The organism is Thermohalobaculum sp., from assembly GCF_058622915.1.
Genome location: NZ_JBZSYN010000160.1, coordinates 1 through 20,060, shown reverse-complemented (window position 1 = coordinate 20,060; position 20,060 = coordinate 1). Strand labels below are relative to the sequence as shown.

Below are 20,060 nucleotides of genomic sequence, written 5' to 3'. Positions count from 1 at the left end.
GTGTGGTAATTGGCAAATAATCCGCGCGTTGGCAATGTCACACGCGGGACCTCATCCGCCGTCCATCGGCTCGGTGGCGACGGCCTTGCTCTCGGCGTCGGCGACGATCTTCTCGACCTTGAGCTCGGCCTCGCGCAGCTTGGTCTCGCAGTGCTTGCGCAGCGCGTCGCCGCGCTCGTAAAGCGCGATGGACTGCTCCAGCGGCACCTCTGCCTGCTCGAGCTGGCGCACGATGCCCTCGAGCTCCTTGAGCGCGTCCTCGAAGCTCAGCCCCTTGATCGCCTCCCCGGTCATGACGCAGCCCCCGCATGGGCGATCAGCGCGTCGAGATGCGCGCGCACCGACTCCGCCAGCCCGTCCAGGTCGTAGCCCCCTTCCAGCGTCGAGACCACGCGCCCCTCGCAGCACTGCTCCGCCATGCGACAGATCTCCTTGGACAGCCAGCCGAAATCCTCCGCCGTCCAGCTCAGATTGGCCAGCGGATCGTCGCGATGCGCGTCGAAGCCGGCCGAGATAAGCATTAGCTCGGGCCCGAAGTCGCGCAAGGCCGGAAAAATTACCTTTTCGTAAGCTGCACGCATCTGGTGGCCACCGCTCATGGGGGCCAGCGGCACGTTGTGGACGTTGCCCACCCCGGTCTCGTGCGCCGCCCCGGTGCCGGGGAACAGCGGCATCTGGTGGGTCGAGGCGAACAGCACCCGCGGCTCGGACCAGAAGATGTCCTGCGTGCCGTTGCCGTGATGCACGTCGAAGTCGACGACCGCGACCTTCTCCAGCCCCAGCGCCTCCAGCGCATGACGCGCGCCGATGGCCACGTTGTTGAACAGGCAAAAGCCCATCGCGCGGTCGCGCTCGGCGTGGTGCCCGCAGGGGCGCACGGCGCAGAACGCCGCCTTGTGCTCGCCGCTGGCCACCGCCTCGACCGCAGCGACGCAGGCGCCTGCGGCGTGGCGCGCGGCCTCCAGGCTGTCGGGGCACATGTAGGTGTCGGGGTCGAGGCTGACCCATCCCTCGCGCGGGGCGCGCAACACGATCATCTCGACATAGTCCGCGTCGTGGGCGCGCCGGATCTGCTCGTCCGTGGCGGCGGGGGCCTCCCGGCGCGGCAGATCGGCATAGGGCGCGGCGGCCAGGACCCGATCCACGGTCTCGATGCGCGCCACCCGCTCGGGGTGGCCGGGCGGCGTGACATGGGCATGGCTCGAGGGATGGCTGAGGATCAGGACGGACATGGGGGCGACCTTAGACGGATGCACGATGCAGGTAAACGGGGTCGGCCGCGGGCAAGCGCCGTGACCCCCCTGTCAGTCCGGCGTCAGCATGTAGCCCGAGCCGCGCACCGTCTGCAAATAGCGCGGCGCCTTGGGATCGCGCTCGATCTTGCGCCTCAGCCGGGTGATCTGCACGTCCACCGCGCGCTCCTGCACGTCCCCGCCGGTGCCGCCCAGCTCCGCCGCCAGCCGCGAGCGGCTGACCGCCTGGTTCGGTTGGCGCGAGAACACACGCATCAGCGCCTGCTCCGTGGTGGTCAGCCGGATCACCTCCTCGCCGCGCCTCAGCTCGCCGCGCAGGATGTCGAAGCGCGCCTCGCCCAGCACCAGTGTCCTGGGCGCCGACTCCGCCCGGGGCGCCGGCGCGGCACGGCGCAGGATGGCGGCGATGCGCAGCAGAAGCTCACGCGGCTCGAAGGGCTTGGCCAGGTAGTCGTCGGCGCCGGCTTCCAGCCCCTCGATCCGGTCGCCGGTGCCGCCGCGCGCGGTGAGCAGCAGGATCGGCGCCTCGATCTGGCTGCGCAGCCGTCGCGTCAGCGAGAAGCCGTCCTCGCCCGGCATCATCACGTCGACCACGAGCAGATCGAAGCTCAGGCTCTCCAGCAGCCGCGAGGCATGCGCCGCGTCGCGGGCCGCCGTCACGAGATAGCCGCTGCGCGCCAGGAAGCGCTTGAGCAGGTCGCGGATGCGCACGTCGTCATCCACGACCAGGACATGTGCCGGGGCGTCGGGCTCGGTCACGGCGCCTCCTGCCGGATCAGGGCCAGGACAGGATCGCGCCCGGCCTCGTTGAGCATGCGCTCGAGCACGGCGCGAAACCCGGCCACCGCCTCGGGCCCGGCCTCGGAATAGGCCCGGCGCAGCCGCGCCCGCTGCGGCGCCGAAAGCCGGCGCTCCAGCTCGTCGCCGGTCGCGGTCAGCTTCAGGTGCCGCTGCCGCCGGTCCGCCGTCCCGGTCGTGCTGGCCACCAGCCCGTCGGCGATCAGCTGCCTGAGCACCCGGTTGAGCGACTGCTTGGTCACGCCCAGGATCTCCAGCAGCCCGGCGATGGTGATCCCGGGCCGGCGCTTGATGAAGTGGATCGCGCGGTGATGCGCCCGCCCGTAGCCGAGCTCGGCGAGCACGGCGTCCGGGTCGGCCGTGAAATCGCGATAGGCGAAGAACAGCAGCTCGATCCCCTGCCTGAGCTGCTCGTCGGTCAGGAACAGGAGCTGGTCCGAGCGGTTCAGCATGGCCGCTCCCGAGCTCTGCCCATGGTCGGTCGATAGCCGCATTGCGCCATCCTCGCGCTCCGAATCGCCTGCGCCGATTCACCACCCGTCAGCGGTGAAATAGTTATGTCAGTCTTATTGACTGATTGAAAGCCCGATGTTACCGGTTCGCGGCCGGCTCCGCGCAGATTCTGTCCAGGGGCTCCCGGCAAACGCAACATACGGTCCCCGCGCCGCCCCCCGCGCCGCGCGGCGGGGCCGTTTCGGTGAAGGAGTGAGGGCATGTCGGCCGCAAGCGCCTATGACGATCGCGACGGCTTCATCTGGTTCGACGGCAACCTGGTGGAGTGGCGCGCCGCCCAGGTACATGTCCTGACCCACGCGCTGCACTATGCCAGCTCGGTGTTCGAGGGCGAGCGCGCCTATGGCGGGCGCATCTTCAAGTCCGAGGAGCACGCGCGCCGCCTGCTCGCCTCGGGCATGGCGGTGGACATGCCGATCCCCTGGACGGTCGAGGAGATCGAGAAGGCCAAGGCCGACACCATGCGCGCCAACGGGCTCAAGGACGCCTATGTCCGCGCCGTGTGCTGGCGCGGCGCCGGGCTCGACATGGGCGTCGCCTCGGCGCGCAACCCCATCCACATGGCGGTCGCCACCTGGGAGTGGGGCGCCTATTACGGCGACGCCAAGACCAAGGGCGCCAAGCTCGACGTCTCCAAGTGGAAGCGGCCCAGCCCCGAGACCATCCCCTGCCACGCCAAGGCCAGCGGGCTATACATGATCTGCACCATGTCCAAGCACGCCGCCGAGGCCAAGGGCTGCTCGGACGCGCTGATGATGGACTACCGCGGCTACGTTGCCGAGGCGACCGGCGCCAACCTGTTCTTCGTCCAGAACGGCGCGGCGGTGACGCCGACGCCCGACTGCTTCCTCAACGGCATCACGCGCCAGACGGTGATCGGGATCCTGCGCGACAAGGGCGTCGAGGTGGTCGAGCGCCACATTATGCCCGACGAGCTCGAGGGCTTCGAGCAGTGCTTCCTCACCGGCACCGCGGCCGAGGTCACCCCCGTGGGCCAGATCGGCCCCTGGGGCTTCGAGGTGGGCGCGCTCACCCGCGACGTGGCCACCAGCTACGAGCAGCTGGTGCGCGGCAACCATTGAGCGCCGGGCGGGGGTGGATCCCGCCCTGCATCGTACCGCCCCATAGGGTGGGCTTTGACCCGCCACGCGCTGTGGCCGGCCAGGTATGTTTTCTGCCTCGCAACAGGCCCCGGACCCGATCCGGGGCCTCGTCCACGCGCAGCCACTTGGCCGGCACGGCCGCCGGAACGCGCGCGGGCATCTCCCCCGCTGCAAGGCTTCAATCTGAAAACATATTAAAAACAATGACTTGACGTGTTGTCCACGCGTGGACACGCGCGACCCACGTCAAGGCCCGCCCGCGCCCTGGGGAAGAAGGCTTTTGACGCGCTGCACGCGCACCGTATACCTGTCGGCGCGGAGGGACAGCATCACCGGTGGCGGACGAGCGCGCAGGATACGACGTGCTGATCGCGGGCGGCGGCAACGCCGCCCTTTGCGCGGCCATGACCGCCGCCGAGGCCGGCGCGCGCGTCGCCATCGCCGAGGCCGCACCGCGCGCCATGCGCGGCGGCAACTCGCGCCACACCCGCAACCTGCGCGTGGCCCACGCAGCCCCCGAGGGCGTGCTGACCGACAGCTACCCGGTCGAGGAGTTCCTCGACGACCTGATGACCGTGACCGCCGGGCGCACCGACCCGGCGCTTGCCCGCCTCACCGTCGAGGACTCGGCCGCGCTCCTGCCCTGGATGGCGGCGCATGGCGCCCACTTTCAGCCCGCGCTCGGCGGCACGCTGTCGCTCAACCGCACCAACCCGTTCTTCCTCGGCGGCGGCAAGGCGCTGATGAACGCCTACTACCTGACCGCCGAGCGCCTCGGCGTCGAGGTTCTCTACGAGGCCGAGGTCACCGGGCTCGAGATCGACCAGGGCGCCTTCGCCGCCGCCCGCCTGCGCCACCGCGGCTTCGAGGCGCGCATCCCCGCGCGCGCCTTCGTCGCCGCGGCCGGCGGCTTCCAGGCCAATCTCGACTGGCTCGCCGAGGGCTGGGGCCCCGCCGCGCGCAACTTCATCGTGCGCGGCACGCCCTTTGCCCGGGGCGGCGTGCTGCGCCTCCTGCTCGACGCCGGCGCCCGCCCCGTGGCCGAGGTCGACGAGTGCCACGCCATCGCGCTCGACGCCCGCGCGCCCCGCTTCGACGGCGGCATCGCCACCCGGCTCGACTCGGTGCCGTTCTCCATCGTGGTGAACAAGGACGCCCAGCGCTTCTACGACGAGGGCGAGGACTTCTGGCCCAAGCGCTACGCCATCTGGGGCCGGCTGATCGCGCGCCAGCCCGACCAGCTCGCCTTCTCGATCCTCGACGCCAAGGCCGAGCCGCTGTTCCTGCCCTCGATCTACCCGGCCCACCGGGCCGACACGATCGAGGCGCTGGCCGCCTCTCTCGGCCTCCCGCCCGCCGCGCTCGTTGCCACGGTCGATGCCTACAACGCCGCCTGCACCGCGAACGGGCCGTTCGACCCCACCGTGCTGGACGGCCGGCGCACCCGCGGGCTCGCGCCCGACAAGACCAACTGGGCCCGCCCGATCGACACGCCGCCCTATCTGGGCTACCCGCTCAGGCCCGGCATCACCTTCACCTATCTCGGCGTCACCGTGGACGAGGCGGCGCGGGTGCACACCGAGACGGGCGCCTTCGCCAACATCTACGCCGCCGGCGAGATCATGGCCGGAAACGTGCTGGGCCACGGCTATCTCGCCGGCATCGGCATGACCATCGGCACCGTCTTCGGCCGCCGCGCCGGCCGCTCGGCCGCCCGCCATGCGGAGCCCTGAGATGCAGCACCTGCCCGCCCCCGGCCACGATCCGGCCTATGCGGAAGCCCGGCGCAGCATGGAGATCTGCAACGCCTGCCGCTATTGCGAGGGCTTCTGCCCGGTGTTTCCGGCCATGGAGCTGCGCCGCGCCTTCTCCGACGCCGATCTGGGCTATCTCGCCAATCTGTGCCACCACTGCCGCGGCTGCTACTACGCCTGCCAGTACGCGCCGCCGCACGAGTGGGGCCTGAACCTGCCCGCCGCCTTCGCCGAGCTGCGCGCCGAGACCTACGCCACCCATGCCTGGCCGCGCCCGCTGGGCCGCCTGTTCGAGCGCAACGGCCTGTGCGTCGCGCTCGCCACCGCGCTGGCGCTCGGCGCCGTCCTGCTCCTCAGCGCGCTCTTGATCGAGCCCTCCGCGCTCCTCGGCTCCCACCGCGGGCCGGGGGCCTTCTACGCGGTGATCCCGCACCCGGTGATGGCCGTCGTCGGCACGCTCACCTTCGGCTGGGCGCTCCTGGCCATGGCGCTCGCCGGGCGGTCGTTTTGGCGCCAGTCAGGCGGCGGGCGGCTGCGCTGGGACGCCGTGCAGGCGGCGCTGGCCGATGCCGCCCGCACCCGCCATCTCGGCGGCGGCGGCGCCGGCTGCAACGACCTCGACCAGCGCTTCGCCCAGGCGCGCCGCCACCTGCACCTGGCGACCATGTGGGGCTTTCTCGCCTGCTTCGCCGCCACCTGCGCCGGCACGCTCATGCATTACGGCCCGGGCTGGCAGGCGCCCTATCCCTGGTATTCGGCCCCCGTCGTGCTCGGCACGCTCGGCGGCATCGGGCTGGCCGCAGGCACGGGCGGCCTGCTGTGGATCAAGTTCTGGACCGACCGGGCGCCCGAGGCCACCCGCCGCTGGGGCATGGACCTCGGCCTGCTGGCGCTCCTGAACCTGACCGCGGTCAGCGGCCTCCCGCTGCTCGCGTTCCGGCACACATCGGCGATGGGCTGGCTGCTCGCCATCCATCTCGGCGTCGTGCTGGCGCTGTTCCTCACGCTGCCCTACGGCAAGATGATGCACGGCGTCTTTCGCCTGCTCGCGCTTGCCCGCCATCATGCCGAGCGTGGCGGAAGCGCGACATTTCAATGACTTCCCGACGCGCCGCTTGAGAACTCGCCGGCGCATTGCTAGATTACCTATGTGGACAGAGCTGGAACCGCGGGCCCGCCGGGGGACCGCCAGCAAAAAACGGAGGTTGGGTTCTGACACAACAACTCGCCGAGGGTGCGCAGCGCACTCACGCTCCGGAGGCCGTGACGGCCGTGCCGGAGGACGAAGCCAACGGGGACAACGCGCCTGAACGGCTTCTTCAACTCGTCACCACATCGCTCGATCAGGACGGCGCCCTGGATCTCGTCGAGATCCCGCTCGCCGGCAAGTCGACCGTGGCCGACTACATGGTGATCGCGTCGGGGCGGTCGACCCGCCACGTCGCCTCGCTGGCCGAGAAGCTGGTCGAGCGGCTCAAGCACGAGGCCGGCACGCGCGCCCGGGTCGAGGGCCGCGACACTGCCGACTGGGTGCTGATCGACGCCGGCGACGTGATCGTGCACGTTTTCCGGCCCGAGGTGCGCGAGTTCTACCAGCTCGAGAAGATGTGGCTCGCCACGCCGGACAGGACGGGGCGCCCCGCCTGAGGGCGCGGCCGTGAAGATCCTGCTCGCCGCGGTCGGGCGGTTGAAGCCCGGCCCCGAGAAGGTGCTGGCCGACGACTATCTCGACCGCGCCGTGCAGGCCGGCCGCGTGCTCGGGCTCGGCCCTTTCGCCGTCAGCGAGGTCGACGAGCGCAAGGCGCGCGACGCCGCGACCCAGTCGGCCCAGCTGATCGAGGCGCTCCCCGCGGGCGCCCACGCCATCGCCCTGGATGAGCGCGGCGAGACCCTGTCCAGCACCGATTTCGCCGCCGTGCTCGCAGCCCTGCGCGACGGCGGCACCCCGGTCGCCGCGTTCCTGATCGGCGGCGCCGACGGCCACGCGCCGGCGCTGCGCGCCCGCGCCGACCGGCTGCTCTCGCTTGGCCCGATGGTCTGGCCGCACATGCTGGCCCGGGTCATGCTGGCCGAGCAGCTCTACCGCGCCGTCTCCATCCTCGCCGGCAGCCCGTACCATCGCGGCAGGTGACTCGCGGCAGCACCACAAGGGATGGGAGTGGACACAACTTTTCGTCTGCATTGGCGGCGACGCCACAAAATAATGTTTGACACGCGCCCAGCCGCGGGCTACCTAGAAAGTACAGGTGCAAAGACGCGGAGCTGCATCGACTGACGCCTACCAAGGGGCCCGGCACGGGGTGGTGCCGGGCCTCTCCTTTTCGGGGTCGCTCAAGATGCGTCTGGCGGAGTCGAATGCGGGGTGCCAAAACGGGAAGGAGGCATCAGGTGCGCAGACGCGGAGTCTTCGCAAAGTGCCCTGACGGGCACACCTGACGCCTCCCCGACCGTTCTGCCCGAAGGCTTCCGGGTCAACGTGATGGCCGATCCGAGGATCTGTCACCGCGCAACAGGATGGTTGCGCGCCCAAAGGGCGCGGACAACGAAAAATCGCTGACCGCTGCAAATTTCTTGTGGACAACGGGTTGTGAACTTCGGGGACGAGTCGGAAGCCGGCAACGGCATCAACCGGCTACGTCGTTCCCGCCGATCCGGCCTTGGCGGTGGCGAGGGATGCGGCATGGGCCACGGTCCGCCCCGTCAGTCGCAAATCGGGCGCCGCTGGCGCGCGAATCAGTGATGGGAGGGCATCAGGAAGTTGCCCCGCAGCATGGCGATGGGGCGCGCGCGGTTGTCCTGCCAGGCCTCGACATGAAGATGCGCCACCCGCCGGCCCGCCTTCTGCACCGTGGCGCGGGCGAAGGTCTCGCGCGGGCGGCCCGAGCGCAGGTAGTCCACGGCGATGTCGATGGTCTTCGGCATCGACGGAAACCGTCCCGCGGCGATCTCGGCCGCCGCCTCGCCGCCCTCGGCCATCTGTGCCAGCACCTGCTCCCAGGCCAGCTGCATCAGCGCCGTGATCTCGAGGAACGAGCCGGTCACCCCGCCGTGCAGCGCCGGCAGCAGCGGGTTGCCCACCAGCATCTCGCGGAAGGACAGGCGCCCGGTCAGCTCGTCGCCCAGCCGGTCGAAGCGCACGCCCAGCAGGCGGTTGTAGGGCACCGCCTGGGTCAGCGCCGACAAGGCCCGGTCCCGGGTGGCCTGCCGCTCGGCGGCGTCGGGCAGGGTCCCGCTCATTTGTCCGGCTCCCTGCGCTCCAGCATGAAGGCCCCCTGCGCGGTCGCCACCGGGTCGGCCGGGTCGGCCTGATAGGCCACCGCCCTGGCAAACGCGATCGAGCGGGTCAGCCGGTAGCACTCGGCGCGCGCGAACACGGTCTCGCCGGCGCGCGCCGGGCGCATGTAGTCGATGCGCAGATCGAGCGTCGCGGTCGAGCGGATCGGCGCCGGCGCCGCCATCACCGCCCAGCCGCAGGCGGTATCCAGCAGCGCCGTGACCACGCCGCCATGCAGCACCCCGGTCTCGGGGTCGCCCACCAGGCGCGCATCGTAGGGCACCGAGCACACCGAGACGCCGTCCTTCGCCTCGTGCAGCCGCATGCCCAGCTCGCGGCTGAACGGCAGGCCGGTCATCAGCGCGCCCTCGGCCTCGGGCACGGGCGCCGTGGCGTGCAGGTCCGGGCTGTCCTCGTCCGTGTCGGTCATGGCGCTCTCCGCGGCAAGGCCCTCTCCTAGCGCGCTCAGGCTGCCCTTGTCACCCGCCGAAACGCGCCCGTTCTCGCTCCTGCCAAAGCGGCGCGCGCCACGCCGCAGCACTTCGCGGCCACGCGGTCTCGCCCGGTCTAGCAGCCAGGAAAGGCATGCGCGCACATGTGCAAATTAGAATTACTGCAAAATCAATATGTTATCGCTCTGTGCAATGTGCACAAGCCTGCCAGGCCGATGCGGAGCACCCGGCGCGCCCCGCATCGAACGACTTTCCCCACGCTCACCCGTCGACGCGGATGCGCTCGTTCTTCGGATCGTAGGGGCTCTCCTCTACCACCTCGGCGTCCCACAGCTCGCGGAACATGCGCAGCTTGAGCTTCTGCCCCGGCTTGGCCAGGTCGGGCCGGACATAGCCGATGCCGATCTGCTTACCGAAGGCCACCGAATGGCCGCCCGAGGTCAGCCGGCCGATATGCTTGCCCTCGTGCTCCAGCGCCTCGCGGCCCCAGGGATCGGCGTCCTCGGGCCCGTCGATCAGCAGGGTGACGCAGGAGGCGCGGATACCCGTCTCCTCCATCGCCCGCTTGCCGCGGAAGTCCTTCGAGGTATCGACGAAGCGGTCGAAGTTGCTCTCGAGCGGCGTCGCGTCGCGGCCCAGATCCGAGCCGAAGGCGCGGTAGGACTTCTCCTGCCTTAGCCAGTTCTGCGCCCGCGCCCCGAACAGCTTGAGGCCCGCCTCCTCGCCCGCCTCCATCAGCCGGTCGAACAGGTAGTTCTGCATCTCCATCGGGTGGTGCAGCTCCCAGCCCAGCTCGCCCGTATAGGCGACGCGGATCGCGGTCGTGGGGCACATCTTGAGGTCGAGCCTGCGGCCCGACAGCCAGGGGAAGCGCTTGTTCGACAGCGCCGTCTCGGGCTCGGCGTCGACCACCAGCGGCCGCAGCACCTCGCGCGACTTCGGCCCGGCGATGGCCAGGACGCCCCACTGGGTCGAGACGTCCCAGACCTCGATCCAGCCGAACTCGCCGCGCTTGGCCGCGGCCTGCTTCATCAGGTAGTCCGAATCATAGAGCTGCGCCGCGCCCGAGGTGACGCAGTAGTACTCGTCCTCGGCGAGGCGCAGGATGGTCAGCTCGGTGCGGATGGTGCCGGCGTCCGTCAGGGCGTAGGTCAGGCTGGTGCGGCCCACCCGCGGCAGCCGGTTGCAGGTCAGCCAGTCGAGGAAGCGGGTCGCCCCCGGCCCCTTCACCATGTGCTTGGTAAACGCCGAGGCGTCGAACAGGCCGACGCCCTCGCGCACCGCCTTGGCCTCCGCGTGGGTGTACTGCCACCAGCCGCCGCGGCGGAAGCTGCGCGCGTCGTGGTCGTCGAAGCCCTTGGGCGCGAAGTAGTTCGGCCGCTCCCAGCCGTTCACGGTGCCGAACTGGGCGCCGCGCTCGGCCATCCGCTCGTAGCACGGCGTGGTGCGCAGCGGCCGGCAGGCCGGGCGCTCCTCGTCGGGGTGGTGCAGGATGTAGACGTGTGCATAGGCCTCCTCGTTCTTGCGCGCCGCGTATTCGCGGTTCATCCAGCGGCCGAAGCGGCGCGGGTCGAGCGACCACATGTCGATCTCGGCCTCGCCCCCGGTCATGATCTGCGCCAGGTAGTGCCCGGTGCCGCCGGCTGCGGTGATGCCGAAGGAAAAGCCCTCGGCAAACCAGAAGTTCTCCACCCCCGGCGCCGGGCCGACCAGCGGGTTGCCGTCGGGCGTGTAGGAGATCGGCCCGTTGAAATCGTCCTTCAGCCCCAGCGGCTCGGTCGAGGGAATGCGGTGGATCATCGACATGTACTCCTCCTCGATCCGCTCGAGATCGAGGGGGAACAGGTCGGCGCGGAACGAGTCCGGCACGCCGAAGACAAAGCGCGCCGGCGCGCCCCACTCATAGGGCCCCAGGATCCAGCCGCCGCGCTCCTCGCGCACGTACCACTTGGCGTCGGCGTCGCGCAGCACCGGGTGCTCGGGGTTCTGCTTGCGCCACTCGACCAGCGCCGGGTCGGGCTCGGTGACGATGTACTGGTGCTCCACGGGGATCGCCGGGATGGTCAGCCCGATCATCGCCGCCGTGCGCAGCGCGTGGTTTCCGGTGGCCGTGACCACGTGCTCGCAGCGGATCTCGAAGCTCTCCTCGGTCGGCACCAGGTTGCCGCCTTTCTCGGCCATGATCCGGCCCTTGACCAGCCACTCGCCACCCGTCCTCTCGAACGCGTCGACCTGGGCCTTGCGCACGATCTCGACGCCTTGCTGGCGGGCGCCGCGCGCCATCGCCTGGGTCACGTCGGCGGGGTTTATGTAGCCGTCGTCGGGGTGATAGATCGCGCCCTTCAGGTCGTCGGTGCGCACCAGCGGCCAGCGGCGCTTGATGTCCTCGGGGGTGAGCCACTCGACCGGGATCCCCGTGGTCTCGGCGGTCGAGGCGTAGAGCATGTACTCGTCCATGCGGTCGCTGGTCTGCGCCATGCGCAGGTTGCCGACCACCGAGAAGCCGGCATTGAGCCCGGTCTCGGCCTCGAGCGCCTTGTAGAGCTTGACCGAGTAGTCGTGGATGTGGCTGACCGCGTAGCTCATGTTGAACAGCGGCAGCAGCCCGGCGGCGTGCCAGGTCGAGCCGCAGGTCAGCTCGTCGCGCTCGAGCAGCACCGTGTCCGTCCAGCCGGCCTTGGCCAGGTGATAGGCGATCGAGCAGCCGATCGCGCCGCCGCCCACTACTACCGCCCGCGCGTGCGTTCTCATGGTCCGTCCCCATTCATGGCGAGTCTCGCGAATCTACGCGCAATCTCGCGGCAAGCCCAAGCGCCTGCATCGGGTCGAGCGACCTTGCCCCGCCTCGATGCGACATCGCCGGGAGCGCGCGGCCTCGGCGGCGCCGCTCGCGCAGTGCTTCCGCGTCTGATGCGAGCGGATTAAAAAACGGCGCCGCCGCGAATCTCGCGGCGGCGCCGGCGCGGTTCATGCCGCTGGTGCGGCATGCGTGACGTCGCTCACCCGCGCGTCACGGCAGGACGTCGTAGACCCCCATGACGATGGTGTTGTCGGGCGTCAGCTCGATGAGGTGCTGACCGACGCGGACCCAGTGCGTGTCCGGCTGGGTATGCGGCAGCTTGCCGGCCATCGCCGCCGGAACCGGGGAAACCGGTGCCGCGGCGGGCAGCTTGAAGCCCTCGGCGAGTTCACGGTTGACGCTCGCGGGGATTTTCTGGCCGCTGTTGAAGACCGCAGTGGGCCCGTAGATCTGCTTGGACATCTGCACGATGTCGCGCTTGGCCTGGAACTGCTGCGCCAGCGACCCGTTCGGCATGACGGCGGCGTTCGCCGTCGCGAAGGACAGCGCAACGAGGGCGGCCGGTATTGCGAGCTTGAGGCTGCGAACCATCTGAACCTCCTGTGTTGCGTTTCGACTGCAGGGGTAACGCCTGCCGTCGCTTCACTGTTCCGCGGGCGTCGGATTGTCGCGGCCAGGGGTGCACCCGATGAATCCCGCGAGCACGCTGCCGCAGGGCCCTTGCAGGCAGGCAGGGACAGGCTCGCCGCGCGGCGCGTCCTCAGCCGGTCGGGCCATTCCGGCGCACCCGGTCCTTGTGCACGGGGTCCTTGTGCACGGGGTCCTTGTGCACGATCACCTCCGAGCGCGGCACCGCCGCGAGGATGCGCCGCCGCAGCCGCGCGCCGATGGCATGCGCCTCGTGCAGCGTCTGTCCGCCCTCGAGCTCGATGTGGATCTGCACGAAGGTGCGGGCGCCCGAGACGCGGGTCTTGAGGTCGTGGAAGCCACGGATCTCGGGGAACTCGCCGACGATCGCCGCGATGCGGCGCTCGACTTCGGCCGGGGCCTGGCGGTCCATCAGCGCGCCGAAGGCGCCGCCGCCGATCTTGACCGCCCCGCGCAGCAGCACCGCCGCCGCCACCAGCGACACCGCGGAGTCGACCAGCACCAGCCCGAACAGCGCCGAGGCGGTCAGCGCCACGATGCCGGCCCCCGCGGTCAGGAAGTCCGACAGGTAGTGCAGCGAATCGGCCTCCACCACCTTCGAGCCCGTTTGCCGTGCCACCCGGCGCTGCCACCAGACCAGCCCGCCGGTCAGCCCGATCGAGACCGCCATCACGGCGATCCCCTCGGCCTCGGCCGCCAGTGGCTGGGGGGTCAGCAGCCGCTCGATGCCGCGCCAGCCCAGCGCCGCCCCGGCGAGCCCCACCAGCACCGCCTGCGCCATCGCCGCGATGTCCTCGATCGAGTGGTGGCCGAAGGGATGGTCCTCGTCGGCCGGCTTGGCCGCGTAGAGGATCGCGGCAAGGTTCGCCACCGAGACCACCAGATCGAGCGCCGAATCGATCAGGCTGGCAGCGACGGCCAGCGACCCGGTGGCCGCACAGGCCCAGCTCTTCGCCGCGACCAGCACCACGGCGACGCTGATCGCCGCGGCGCCGGCCGACAGGTTGAGCCGGATCTCCGCGCGGCGGTCAGGGCCGGGCGGCGCGGCGCTCACCCGCCTGCCGCGGCGCGCACGCGCGCGAGCAGCGAGGCCGAGACGTACCCGTCCGGCGTCAGCCCCGCCTGCGCCTGGAAGCGGCGTATGGCCTCGCGGGTGTTCGGCCCGACGATGCCGTCGACGCCCTGCGTCGGATAGCCCAGGGCGGTCAGCCGGCGCTGCAGCTCCTGCGTCTCGGCGCGCGACAGCGGCCGCTCGCCGCGCGGCCAGTTCAGCGCCGTGGTCAGCCCGAACCGCATCGCGGGGTCGACCTCGGCCGCCAGCAGCGCCACCGCCAGCGCGTAGGAGGTGGCGTTGTTGTAGTGCCGGATCACCCGGAAGTTCGGATAGACCGCGAAGGCCGGCCCCTTCGCACCCGCCGGCAGCAGCAGCGAAATGGCCTCCGAGGGCACCAAGTTCGTGCGCTTGGCCCGAACGCCCAGCGCCTGCCACTGGGCCGCCGTGCGCCGCGTCGAATCGTCGGCCAGGCCGTAGTCGAAGCCCTTGGGAAGCGTCACCTCGATCACCGTCGGCGCGCCCTTCTGCCAGCCGAATCGCGACAGGTAGTTCGCCGTCGAGGCCAGCGCGTCGGCCGGGTTCGAGGACCAGACGTCGCGGTGCCCGTCGCCTGAAAGGTCCACGGCGTAGGTCTCGAAGCTGGTGGGGATGAACTGTGTGTGCCCCATCGCCCCGGCCCAGGAGCCGACCATGCGCGCTGGCGTCACATCGCCCTCCTGGATGATCTTCAGCGCCGCGATCAGCTGCTGCTCGGCGAAGGCGCGCCGCCGCCCCTCGAAGGCCAGCGTGGCGAGGCTCTCGATCACCGAAAACGAGCCCAGGTTCTGGCCATAGGCGGTCTCGATGCCCCAGATGGCCACGACCACGCCGGAGTCGACGCCGAAGCGCGCCTCGATCTTGCGCAGCGTGTCCGCGTGCGCCGCCGCCTGCGCGCGCCCGTCCGCGATGCGCTTGGCCGAGACGGCCCGGTCGAGATACTCCCAGATCGGCCGCACGAACTCGGGCTGATAGCGGTCGAGCTCGATCACCCGCGGATTGGGCTCGACTCCGGCGAAGGCGGCGTCGAAGACCTTGGCCGAGATGCCCGCGGCCAGGGCCTGGTGGCGGAAGCCCGCGCGCCACTGGGCAAAGCTCGCCTGCGTCGCCACGCTGTCAGCCTTCTCGGGCGGGCGCGGGGTAGCGGCGGGCTCGCTGCCCGCGCTGGCACAGCCGGCAGGTGCCAGCAGCAGACCCACCAGTCCGGCTCGCGCGATCCACAAAGCCCCCCGCTTCATCGTCCCACCCTCTTGGTTGCGATCCGGCACGAAATCTAGCCCCGCTCCGCCGCCCCGTCGAGGCGTGCGATGCGCGTTGTCGGCCCGCCGCCCACCGCCTGGATGCGCGCCCGCGCCTCCTCCAGCGGCTCGGCGGCCACGGTCATGTGGTGCGCGTTGGCATGGAGCATGCGCCTGCCGTCGAGCATGATGCCGACATGGTCACTCCAGAACACCAGGTCGCCGCGTGCCGGCGGCATGTCCGGCTCGAGCGGCCGGCCGAGCTCGTCCTCCTGCATGTCGGTGTCGCGCGGGCAGGGCCGCCCGGCCGCCGCCAGGGCGATCTGGACCAGCCCCGAGCAGTCGAGCCCGGTTGGCGCCCGGCCGCCCCACAGATAGGGCATGCCCGTGAAACGCTCGGCCTCGGCCACCCAGTTCGCCGCGTGGTGGGCGCGCGGCACCAGGTGCCGCACCGGGATGTGCCCGCCGGCGGCCAGATGCGCAAATCCGGCCTCGACGCCCGCAACCGCAACCAGTGCGCCATATGTCAGCCAGCCCAGCGGCCGTGCCTTGAGCGAGGGCGCCGGGTAGACATGGGTGAACAGCGCGCCGACGCGATGGCTCGCCGGCTCGCCCGCCGGCGCCAGCGCGGCGCGCGGCAGATAGCCGACATAGCCATCCGCCTCGGCCTGCCCCCAGGCCCATTCGCCGTCGTGCTCGTAGACGGCGAAGCCCTCGCCGTAGAGCAGCTGGCTCTGCATCGGCGCCTCGGCCTCGGCGGTCCGCGTCAGCGGCGCCACCGGCAGCGCGACCACCAGCCGCGTCGGCTCGGCATGGCGCCCGGCTTCGACCTCTTCCCGCAGATGGGCCGCGGCGAGGTCGGGTCGGACCGGGGTGCGACGCGGGTCCGCGTTCATGGGCTACCTCATGCGCTGCGTCCGTAGCGGGCCTCGAGCACGGCGAGCACGGCGCGCGCCGCCTGGCACTCGCCCCCCTTGGGCCGCCCGGGCCGGGGCTTCGGCGTCCAGCCATAGATGTCGAAATGCGCCCAGGGGCCCTGGCCCGCGAAGCGCTTGAGGAACAGCGCCGCGGTGATCGCCCCGGCGAATCCCCCCCGCGGCGCGTTGTCGAGATCGGCGATCCCGGGCTCGATCTCGCCCTCGTAGGCGGGCCACAGCGGCAGGCGCCAAAGCGGGTCGGCGACCCGCGCCGAGGCCGCCGCCAGCTCGGCCGCCCGCGCCTCGTCGTCGGTGAAGAAGGGGGGCAGGTCGGGCCCCAGCGCCACCCGCGCCGCGCCGGTCAGCGTCGCCATGTCGATGGTCAGCGCCGGCGCGTCCTCGGCCGCGAGCGCCAGCGCGTCGGCCAGCACCAGCCGGCCCTCGGCGTCGGTGTTGCCGATCTCCACTGTCAGGCCCTTGCGCGAGCGCAGGATGTCGCCGGGCCGGAAGGACCCCGACGAGACCGCGTTCTCCACCGCCGGGATCAGCAGGCGCAACCGCACCGGCAGCCCCAGCCCCATCACCATGTGCGCCAGCCCCATGAGGGTGGCCGCCCCGCCCATGTCCTTCTTCATCAGCTCCATGGAGGCGCCGGGCTTGAGATTGAGCCCGCCGGTGTCGAAGCACACCCCCTTGCCGACCAGCGTTACCTTCGGCGCGGCGGCGCTGCCCCAGCTGAGGTCGATCAGGCGGGGCGCTTCGGCGCCGGCGCGCCCGACAGCGTGGATCAGCGGCAGGTCGGCCCCGATCAGCGCCTCGCCGGTGGTCACCGCCACGTCGGCCCCGTGCTCGCGCGCAAGCGCGCGCACGGCCTGCTCCAGCGCCTCGGGGCCCATGTCGTTGGCCGGGGTGTTGATCAGGTCGCGGGCCAGCATCACCCCCTCGACGATGCGCGCCAGCCGGCCCGCCTCGACGCCCGCGGGCGTCTCCAGCTCCGCCGCCGCGTGCTCCCCCGCCTTGTAACGCTCGAAGCGGTAGCGCCCGAGCCGCCAGGCCAGCGCCGCCTGCTCGGCGTCGGCGGGCTCGAGCGCGTTCTCGAGCCGGTAGCGCCCAGCCGGCGCCGCGCGCGCGAAGGTGCCCAGATGCAGGCGTTCCCGGCGGCGCTCCTCGGCGCTGCCCAGGCCCACGAGGACGCGCGCGATGGCGCCGTCGGCGCCGGGCAGGGCGAGCCAGCTGCCCGCGCTCGCCTTGAAGCCGTTTGCGCGCACCCATGCGGCCTCGGCCGGCGCCATGGCGACGAGCAGCGACTCGAGCTCGTCGGACGCCACCAGGCGAATCGGCACCGCTGCGCCCTGCGCCCCGCTTGCGCCGCTCTCGTTGCTCATGGATGGTCCTCCGCATGGCCGCGGTTGCCCGGCGCCTCCGAGCCTATCGAGCCTGCGCCGCGATACAAGCCCGGCCGGGCGAGCTAGGAGGGATCGGGGCCGGAAAGCCGCGCGAGATGGCGGCGCAGCGCATCTGCCGCCTCGATGCCGTGCCGGCGCACCGCCGCCGACTCGGCCATCATCGCCGGCGGCGCGCCATGCCGCGCCTCGCGCTCCAGCTCGACGGCCGCCGCCGCGAGCCGCTTCAGCCCGAGATTGCCCGCCATGCCAACGAGATCGTGGGCCAGCCGAGCGACCGCCTCCGGATCGTCGTCGCGCTCCAGTTCGCCCAGCCGCTTGATCCGGTCGGAGAGGCTGATGAGCGCGTCGGCGACTAGCTCGGCCAGCGGCCCGGGCCCGAGGTGAGCCTGGAGCCGGGCAAGATGGCCGCTGTCGAGCGTCGGCCGCTCGGGCTCGGCGGGTCGGCGCTGGAACATGGGCCCTCCGCGAGAACGGGAAAACGGGCCCAGCATGGCACCGGCTGGTTAACCAATCCCTCCCGCGCTCACTTGCGCCGCATGTGCTCGTCCAGCCGGGGCATGATCTCGACGAAGTTGCACGGCATGTGGCGATAGTCGAGCTGGAATTTCAGGATCTCGTCCCAGGCGTCCTTGCACGCGCCGGGCGAGCCCGGCAGCGCGAACAGGTAGGTGCCGCCCGCCACCCCGCCGCAGGCCCGGCTCTGCACGGCCGAGGTGCCGATCTTGGCCATCGAGACCTGGGTGAAGACGATGGCGAAGGCCTCGATCTCCTTCTCGTAGACATCGCGGTGGGCCTCGACCGTGACGTCGCGGCCGGTGAGCCCGGTACCCCCGGTGCTGAGAATCACGTCGATGCCCGGATCGGCGACCCATTGCCGAAGCTGGACCGCGATCGCCTCCCGCTCGTCGCGCACCATGGCCCGCGCCGCCAGCCGGTGCCCGGCCGCGTTCAGCCGCTCGACTAGCGTGTCGCCCGAGCGGTCGTCCGCCGCGGCCCGCGTGTCGGAGACGGTCAGCACGGCGATGTTGACGGGCACGAAGGCACGGCTCTCGTCGATGCGGCTCATCTCAGACCTCGAACCAGTGCGCGCGGGGGCCGAGATTGTGCACCTCGGTGACCCCGATGGTGCCGGACTCGCCCCAGGAATCGTGGATGTGCCCGCACAGGCACAGACGCGGCTGGGCCCGCTCGATCGCCTCGCGCACGGCCTCCGAGCCCACCGATACGCCGGCCGAGGTGCGGTCCGCCACGCCCTTGGGCGGCGAGTGCGAGACCAGGATGTCCACCGGCTCCAGCCCCGCCAGCAGCGCCTCGGCCTCGGCCTCGGTCAGGTCGCACGACCAGGCACCGAAAGGGGTGGTCGGCACGGCGCAGCCGAGGCCGAACAGGCGCACGCCAGCGCTCACGGCCGCCTCGCCGTGCAGCACTGTGGCGCCGGTGGCGGCGCGCAGCTCGTCCACGCTCTCCGCGTTGCCCGACACGCAGACCAGCTTGTCCTCGATCGGCGCAAGCAGCGCCATCGCCCCGGCCAGCCCCTCGCGCATGGTGGCGAAGTCGCCAGCCCCGATCACAAGGTCGGCTTCGGCCGCGGCGGCCACGATCTCGGCGGCGCAGCGGCGCGAGCGGTGCATGTCGGAGAAGGCAAGAACGCGGGTCATGGGCTCCTCAGATGTCGGGCATCTCGCCGTCGAGCGCGGCGCGCAGGCTCAGCAGGTCGCGCCAGGCCAGCCGCTTGTCCGCCGGCTGGCGCAGGAGATAGGCGGGGTGGAAGGTCGGCATCAGCGGCAGACCGGAGGGCCCGTGCCGCACCAAGCGCCCGCGCAGGCGCTTGATGCCGGTGCTGGTCTCCATCAGCGCCTTGGCCGAGGTGCCGCCCAGCGCCAGGATGAAATCCGGCCCGGCCAGCTCGATATGGCGGAGGACGAAGGGCAGGAACAGCAGCACCTCCGATTCGCTCGGCGTGCGGTTGCCCGGCGGACGCCAGGGCAGGATGTTGGTGATGTAGGCCGCATTCTCGGGCGCGGGCGCCGTGCGCGCCAGCCCGATCGCCGCCAGCATGCGGTCGAGCAGCTGCCCGGCGCGGCCGACGAACGGCTTGCCCTGCCGGTCCTCGTCGCCGCCCGGCGCCTCGCCGATCACCATGACGCGGGCGCCGGGCAGGCCGTCGGCGAACACCAGGTTGCGCGCGGACAGCCTGAGCGGCGAGCCCTCGAAGCCGCGCATCGCCTTGGCCAACTCGTCGAGCGTGTTTGCCGCGCGGGCCAGCTCGCTCGCCGCCTGCCAGTCCTCGCGCCCCTGCCCGACCGTGGCGCCCGGCCGCGCGGGGGCCGGCCCGGGGTTCGCCGGCACAGCCTTCGGCGGCACGGCCCTGGGCGGCGTGCGCTCTGCGGCAGCGGACTCGGCAAAGCGGTCGCGGGGCGTCTCGCCGATCGCCTCGTCGGCGCCGAGCTCGAGCTGGAAGGCCAGCGCCTCGCGCATGGCTCGGGTCATGTCGGGTGAATCCGCCATGGCCGAAACCTACCCCCCCGCGGCGCCGCCGTCACGCGCCGGCTCTTCGTTGACGCTGATCGGAGCCGCGCGATAGGCTCGGGCCCAGCGGCAATATGCCGGGGTCCGCCCCGGCCAAGGGGAGATGCGAGCCATGGCCGAGGAACGCAACGCGGTCGAGCGCGAGTCGATGGACTACGACGTCGTGATCGTCGGCGCCGGGCCCGCCGGGCTGTCCGCGGCGATCCAGCTCAAGCAGCTCGGCGGCGACGAGGTCTCGGTCGTGGTGCTGGAGAAGGGCTCCGAGGTCGGCGCCCACATCCTCTC

Annotated in this window: 22 protein-coding genes; 6 read left to right on the top strand and 16 right to left on the bottom strand. The window is 71.5% G+C overall.

The window, feature by feature from the left end; genetic code table 11:
* Positions 1 to 51: 51 nt before the first annotated feature.
* From AC32QD_RS12340 to AC32QD_RS12325, 4 genes are all read right to left on the bottom strand, one after another.
* Positions 52 to 294 carry an exodeoxyribonuclease VII small subunit gene (locus AC32QD_RS12340; protein ID WP_492010805.1) on the bottom strand — a complete coding sequence of 81 codons (243 nt, stop codon included), beginning with the start codon at positions 292 to 294 and terminating at the stop codon, positions 52 to 54.
* Positions 291 to 1,232 (bottom strand): histone deacetylase family protein, encoded by a 942-nt coding sequence (locus AC32QD_RS12335; protein WP_492010804.1) that lies wholly within the window; start codon positions 1,230 to 1,232, stop codon positions 291 to 293. The genes AC32QD_RS12340 and AC32QD_RS12335 overlap by 4 nt, the downstream gene beginning before the upstream one ends.
* A 72-nt stretch (positions 1,233 to 1,304) precedes the next feature.
* The gene (locus AC32QD_RS12330; RefSeq protein WP_492010803.1) at positions 1,305 to 2,012 is read right to left on the bottom strand and encodes a response regulator; all 708 of its coding nucleotides are present in this window, start codon (positions 2,010 to 2,012) and stop codon (positions 1,305 to 1,307) included.
* On the bottom strand, positions 2,009 to 2,545 hold the full coding sequence (locus tag AC32QD_RS12325; RefSeq protein ID WP_492010802.1) for a MarR family winged helix-turn-helix transcriptional regulator: 537 nt from the start codon (positions 2,543 to 2,545) through the stop codon (positions 2,009 to 2,011). The genes AC32QD_RS12330 and AC32QD_RS12325 overlap by 4 nt, the downstream gene beginning before the upstream one ends.
* A 219-nt stretch (positions 2,546 to 2,764) precedes the next feature.
* On the opposite strand from AC32QD_RS12325, the gene AC32QD_RS12320 reads away from it, so the two are divergent.
* The 5 genes from AC32QD_RS12320 (at position 2,765) to rlmH (ending at position 7,552) form a co-directional block, all read left to right on the top strand.
* Positions 2,765 to 3,646, top strand: coding sequence for a branched-chain amino acid aminotransferase (locus AC32QD_RS12320; RefSeq protein ID WP_492010801.1), 882 nt, complete (start codon positions 2,765 to 2,767; stop codon positions 3,644 to 3,646).
* A 356-nt stretch (positions 3,647 to 4,002) separates the two neighbouring features.
* Positions 4,003 to 5,400: an FAD-dependent tricarballylate dehydrogenase TcuA gene (gene tcuA, locus AC32QD_RS12315; RefSeq protein ID WP_492010800.1), complete on the top strand. Its 1,398-nt coding sequence runs from the start codon at positions 4,003 to 4,005 to the stop codon at positions 5,398 to 5,400.
* Between the two features lies 1 nt (position 5,401).
* On the top strand, positions 5,402 to 6,520 hold the full coding sequence (gene tcuB, locus AC32QD_RS12310) for a tricarballylate utilization 4Fe-4S protein TcuB (protein ID WP_492010799.1): 1,119 nt from the start codon (positions 5,402 to 5,404) through the stop codon (positions 6,518 to 6,520).
* A 164-nt stretch (positions 6,521 to 6,684) separates the two neighbouring features.
* Positions 6,685 to 7,068: a ribosome silencing factor gene (rsfS, locus tag AC32QD_RS12305; protein WP_492010798.1), complete on the top strand. Its 384-nt coding sequence runs from the start codon at positions 6,685 to 6,687 to the stop codon at positions 7,066 to 7,068.
* 10 nt (positions 7,069 to 7,078) lie between these two features.
* Positions 7,079 to 7,552: a 23S rRNA (pseudouridine(1915)-N(3))-methyltransferase RlmH gene (gene rlmH / locus AC32QD_RS12300; RefSeq protein WP_492010797.1), complete on the top strand. Its 474-nt coding sequence runs from the start codon at positions 7,079 to 7,081 to the stop codon at positions 7,550 to 7,552.
* A gap of 602 nt (positions 7,553 to 8,154) precedes the next feature.
* Here rlmH and AC32QD_RS12295 read toward each other — a convergent pair.
* The 12 genes from AC32QD_RS12295 to AC32QD_RS12240 all read right to left on the bottom strand — a co-directional run bounded on the left by AC32QD_RS12295 (position 8,155) and on the right by AC32QD_RS12240 (position 19,736).
* Entirely contained in the window at positions 8,155 to 8,658 is a 504-nt protein-coding gene (locus AC32QD_RS12295) for a PaaI family thioesterase (RefSeq protein WP_492010796.1), read from the bottom strand.
* Entirely contained in the window at positions 8,655 to 9,125 is a 471-nt protein-coding gene (locus AC32QD_RS12290; protein ID WP_492010795.1) for a PaaI family thioesterase, read from the bottom strand. Before AC32QD_RS12290 ends, AC32QD_RS12295 begins: the two co-directional genes overlap by 4 nt.
* Positions 9,126 to 9,408: 283 nt before the next feature.
* The gene (locus AC32QD_RS12285; protein ID WP_492010794.1) at positions 9,409 to 11,898 is read right to left on the bottom strand and encodes a GcvT family protein; all 2,490 of its coding nucleotides are present in this window, start codon (positions 11,896 to 11,898) and stop codon (positions 9,409 to 9,411) included.
* A 259-nt stretch (positions 11,899 to 12,157) separates the two neighbouring features.
* Positions 12,158 to 12,538: a hypothetical protein gene (locus tag AC32QD_RS12280; protein WP_492010793.1), complete on the bottom strand. Its 381-nt coding sequence runs from the start codon at positions 12,536 to 12,538 to the stop codon at positions 12,158 to 12,160.
* A 169-nt stretch (positions 12,539 to 12,707) separates the two neighbouring features.
* Positions 12,708 to 13,649 (bottom strand): cation diffusion facilitator family transporter, encoded by a 942-nt coding sequence (locus tag AC32QD_RS12275; RefSeq protein WP_492010792.1) that lies wholly within the window; start codon positions 13,647 to 13,649, stop codon positions 12,708 to 12,710.
* The gene (locus AC32QD_RS12270; protein ID WP_492010791.1) at positions 13,646 to 14,884 is read right to left on the bottom strand and encodes a lytic murein transglycosylase; all 1,239 of its coding nucleotides are present in this window, start codon (positions 14,882 to 14,884) and stop codon (positions 13,646 to 13,648) included. Before AC32QD_RS12270 ends, AC32QD_RS12275 begins: the two co-directional genes overlap by 4 nt.
* 74 nt (positions 14,885 to 14,958) lie before the next feature.
* Positions 14,959 to 15,819 carry a C40 family peptidase gene (locus AC32QD_RS12265; RefSeq protein WP_492010790.1) on the bottom strand — a complete coding sequence of 287 codons (861 nt, stop codon included), beginning with the start codon at positions 15,817 to 15,819 and terminating at the stop codon, positions 14,959 to 14,961.
* 8 nt (positions 15,820 to 15,827) lie between these two features.
* The gene (locus tag AC32QD_RS12260; protein ID WP_492010789.1) at positions 15,828 to 17,225 is read right to left on the bottom strand and encodes a leucyl aminopeptidase family protein; all 1,398 of its coding nucleotides are present in this window, start codon (positions 17,223 to 17,225) and stop codon (positions 15,828 to 15,830) included.
* Positions 17,226 to 17,308: 83 nt separating this feature from the next.
* Positions 17,309 to 17,701 (bottom strand): Hpt domain-containing protein, encoded by a 393-nt coding sequence (locus tag AC32QD_RS12255; protein WP_492010788.1) that lies wholly within the window; start codon positions 17,699 to 17,701, stop codon positions 17,309 to 17,311.
* A gap of 68 nt (positions 17,702 to 17,769) precedes the next feature.
* On the bottom strand, positions 17,770 to 18,312 hold the full coding sequence (gene moaB / locus AC32QD_RS12250) for a molybdenum cofactor biosynthesis protein B (protein ID WP_492010787.1): 543 nt from the start codon (positions 18,310 to 18,312) through the stop codon (positions 17,770 to 17,772).
* A gap of 1 nt (position 18,313) precedes the next feature.
* Positions 18,314 to 18,904 carry a metallophosphoesterase family protein gene (locus AC32QD_RS12245; RefSeq protein ID WP_492010786.1) on the bottom strand — a complete coding sequence of 197 codons (591 nt, stop codon included), beginning with the start codon at positions 18,902 to 18,904 and terminating at the stop codon, positions 18,314 to 18,316.
* 7 nt (positions 18,905 to 18,911) lie between these two features.
* Positions 18,912 to 19,736, bottom strand: coding sequence for a uracil-DNA glycosylase (locus tag AC32QD_RS12240; RefSeq protein WP_492010785.1), 825 nt, complete (start codon positions 19,734 to 19,736; stop codon positions 18,912 to 18,914).
* A 151-nt stretch (positions 19,737 to 19,887) separates the two neighbouring features.
* Here AC32QD_RS12240 and AC32QD_RS12235 point away from each other — a divergent pair.
* Positions 19,888 to 20,060 (top strand): FAD-dependent oxidoreductase (locus AC32QD_RS12235; protein WP_492010816.1); only part of this gene is annotated, 173 nt, incomplete at its 3' end.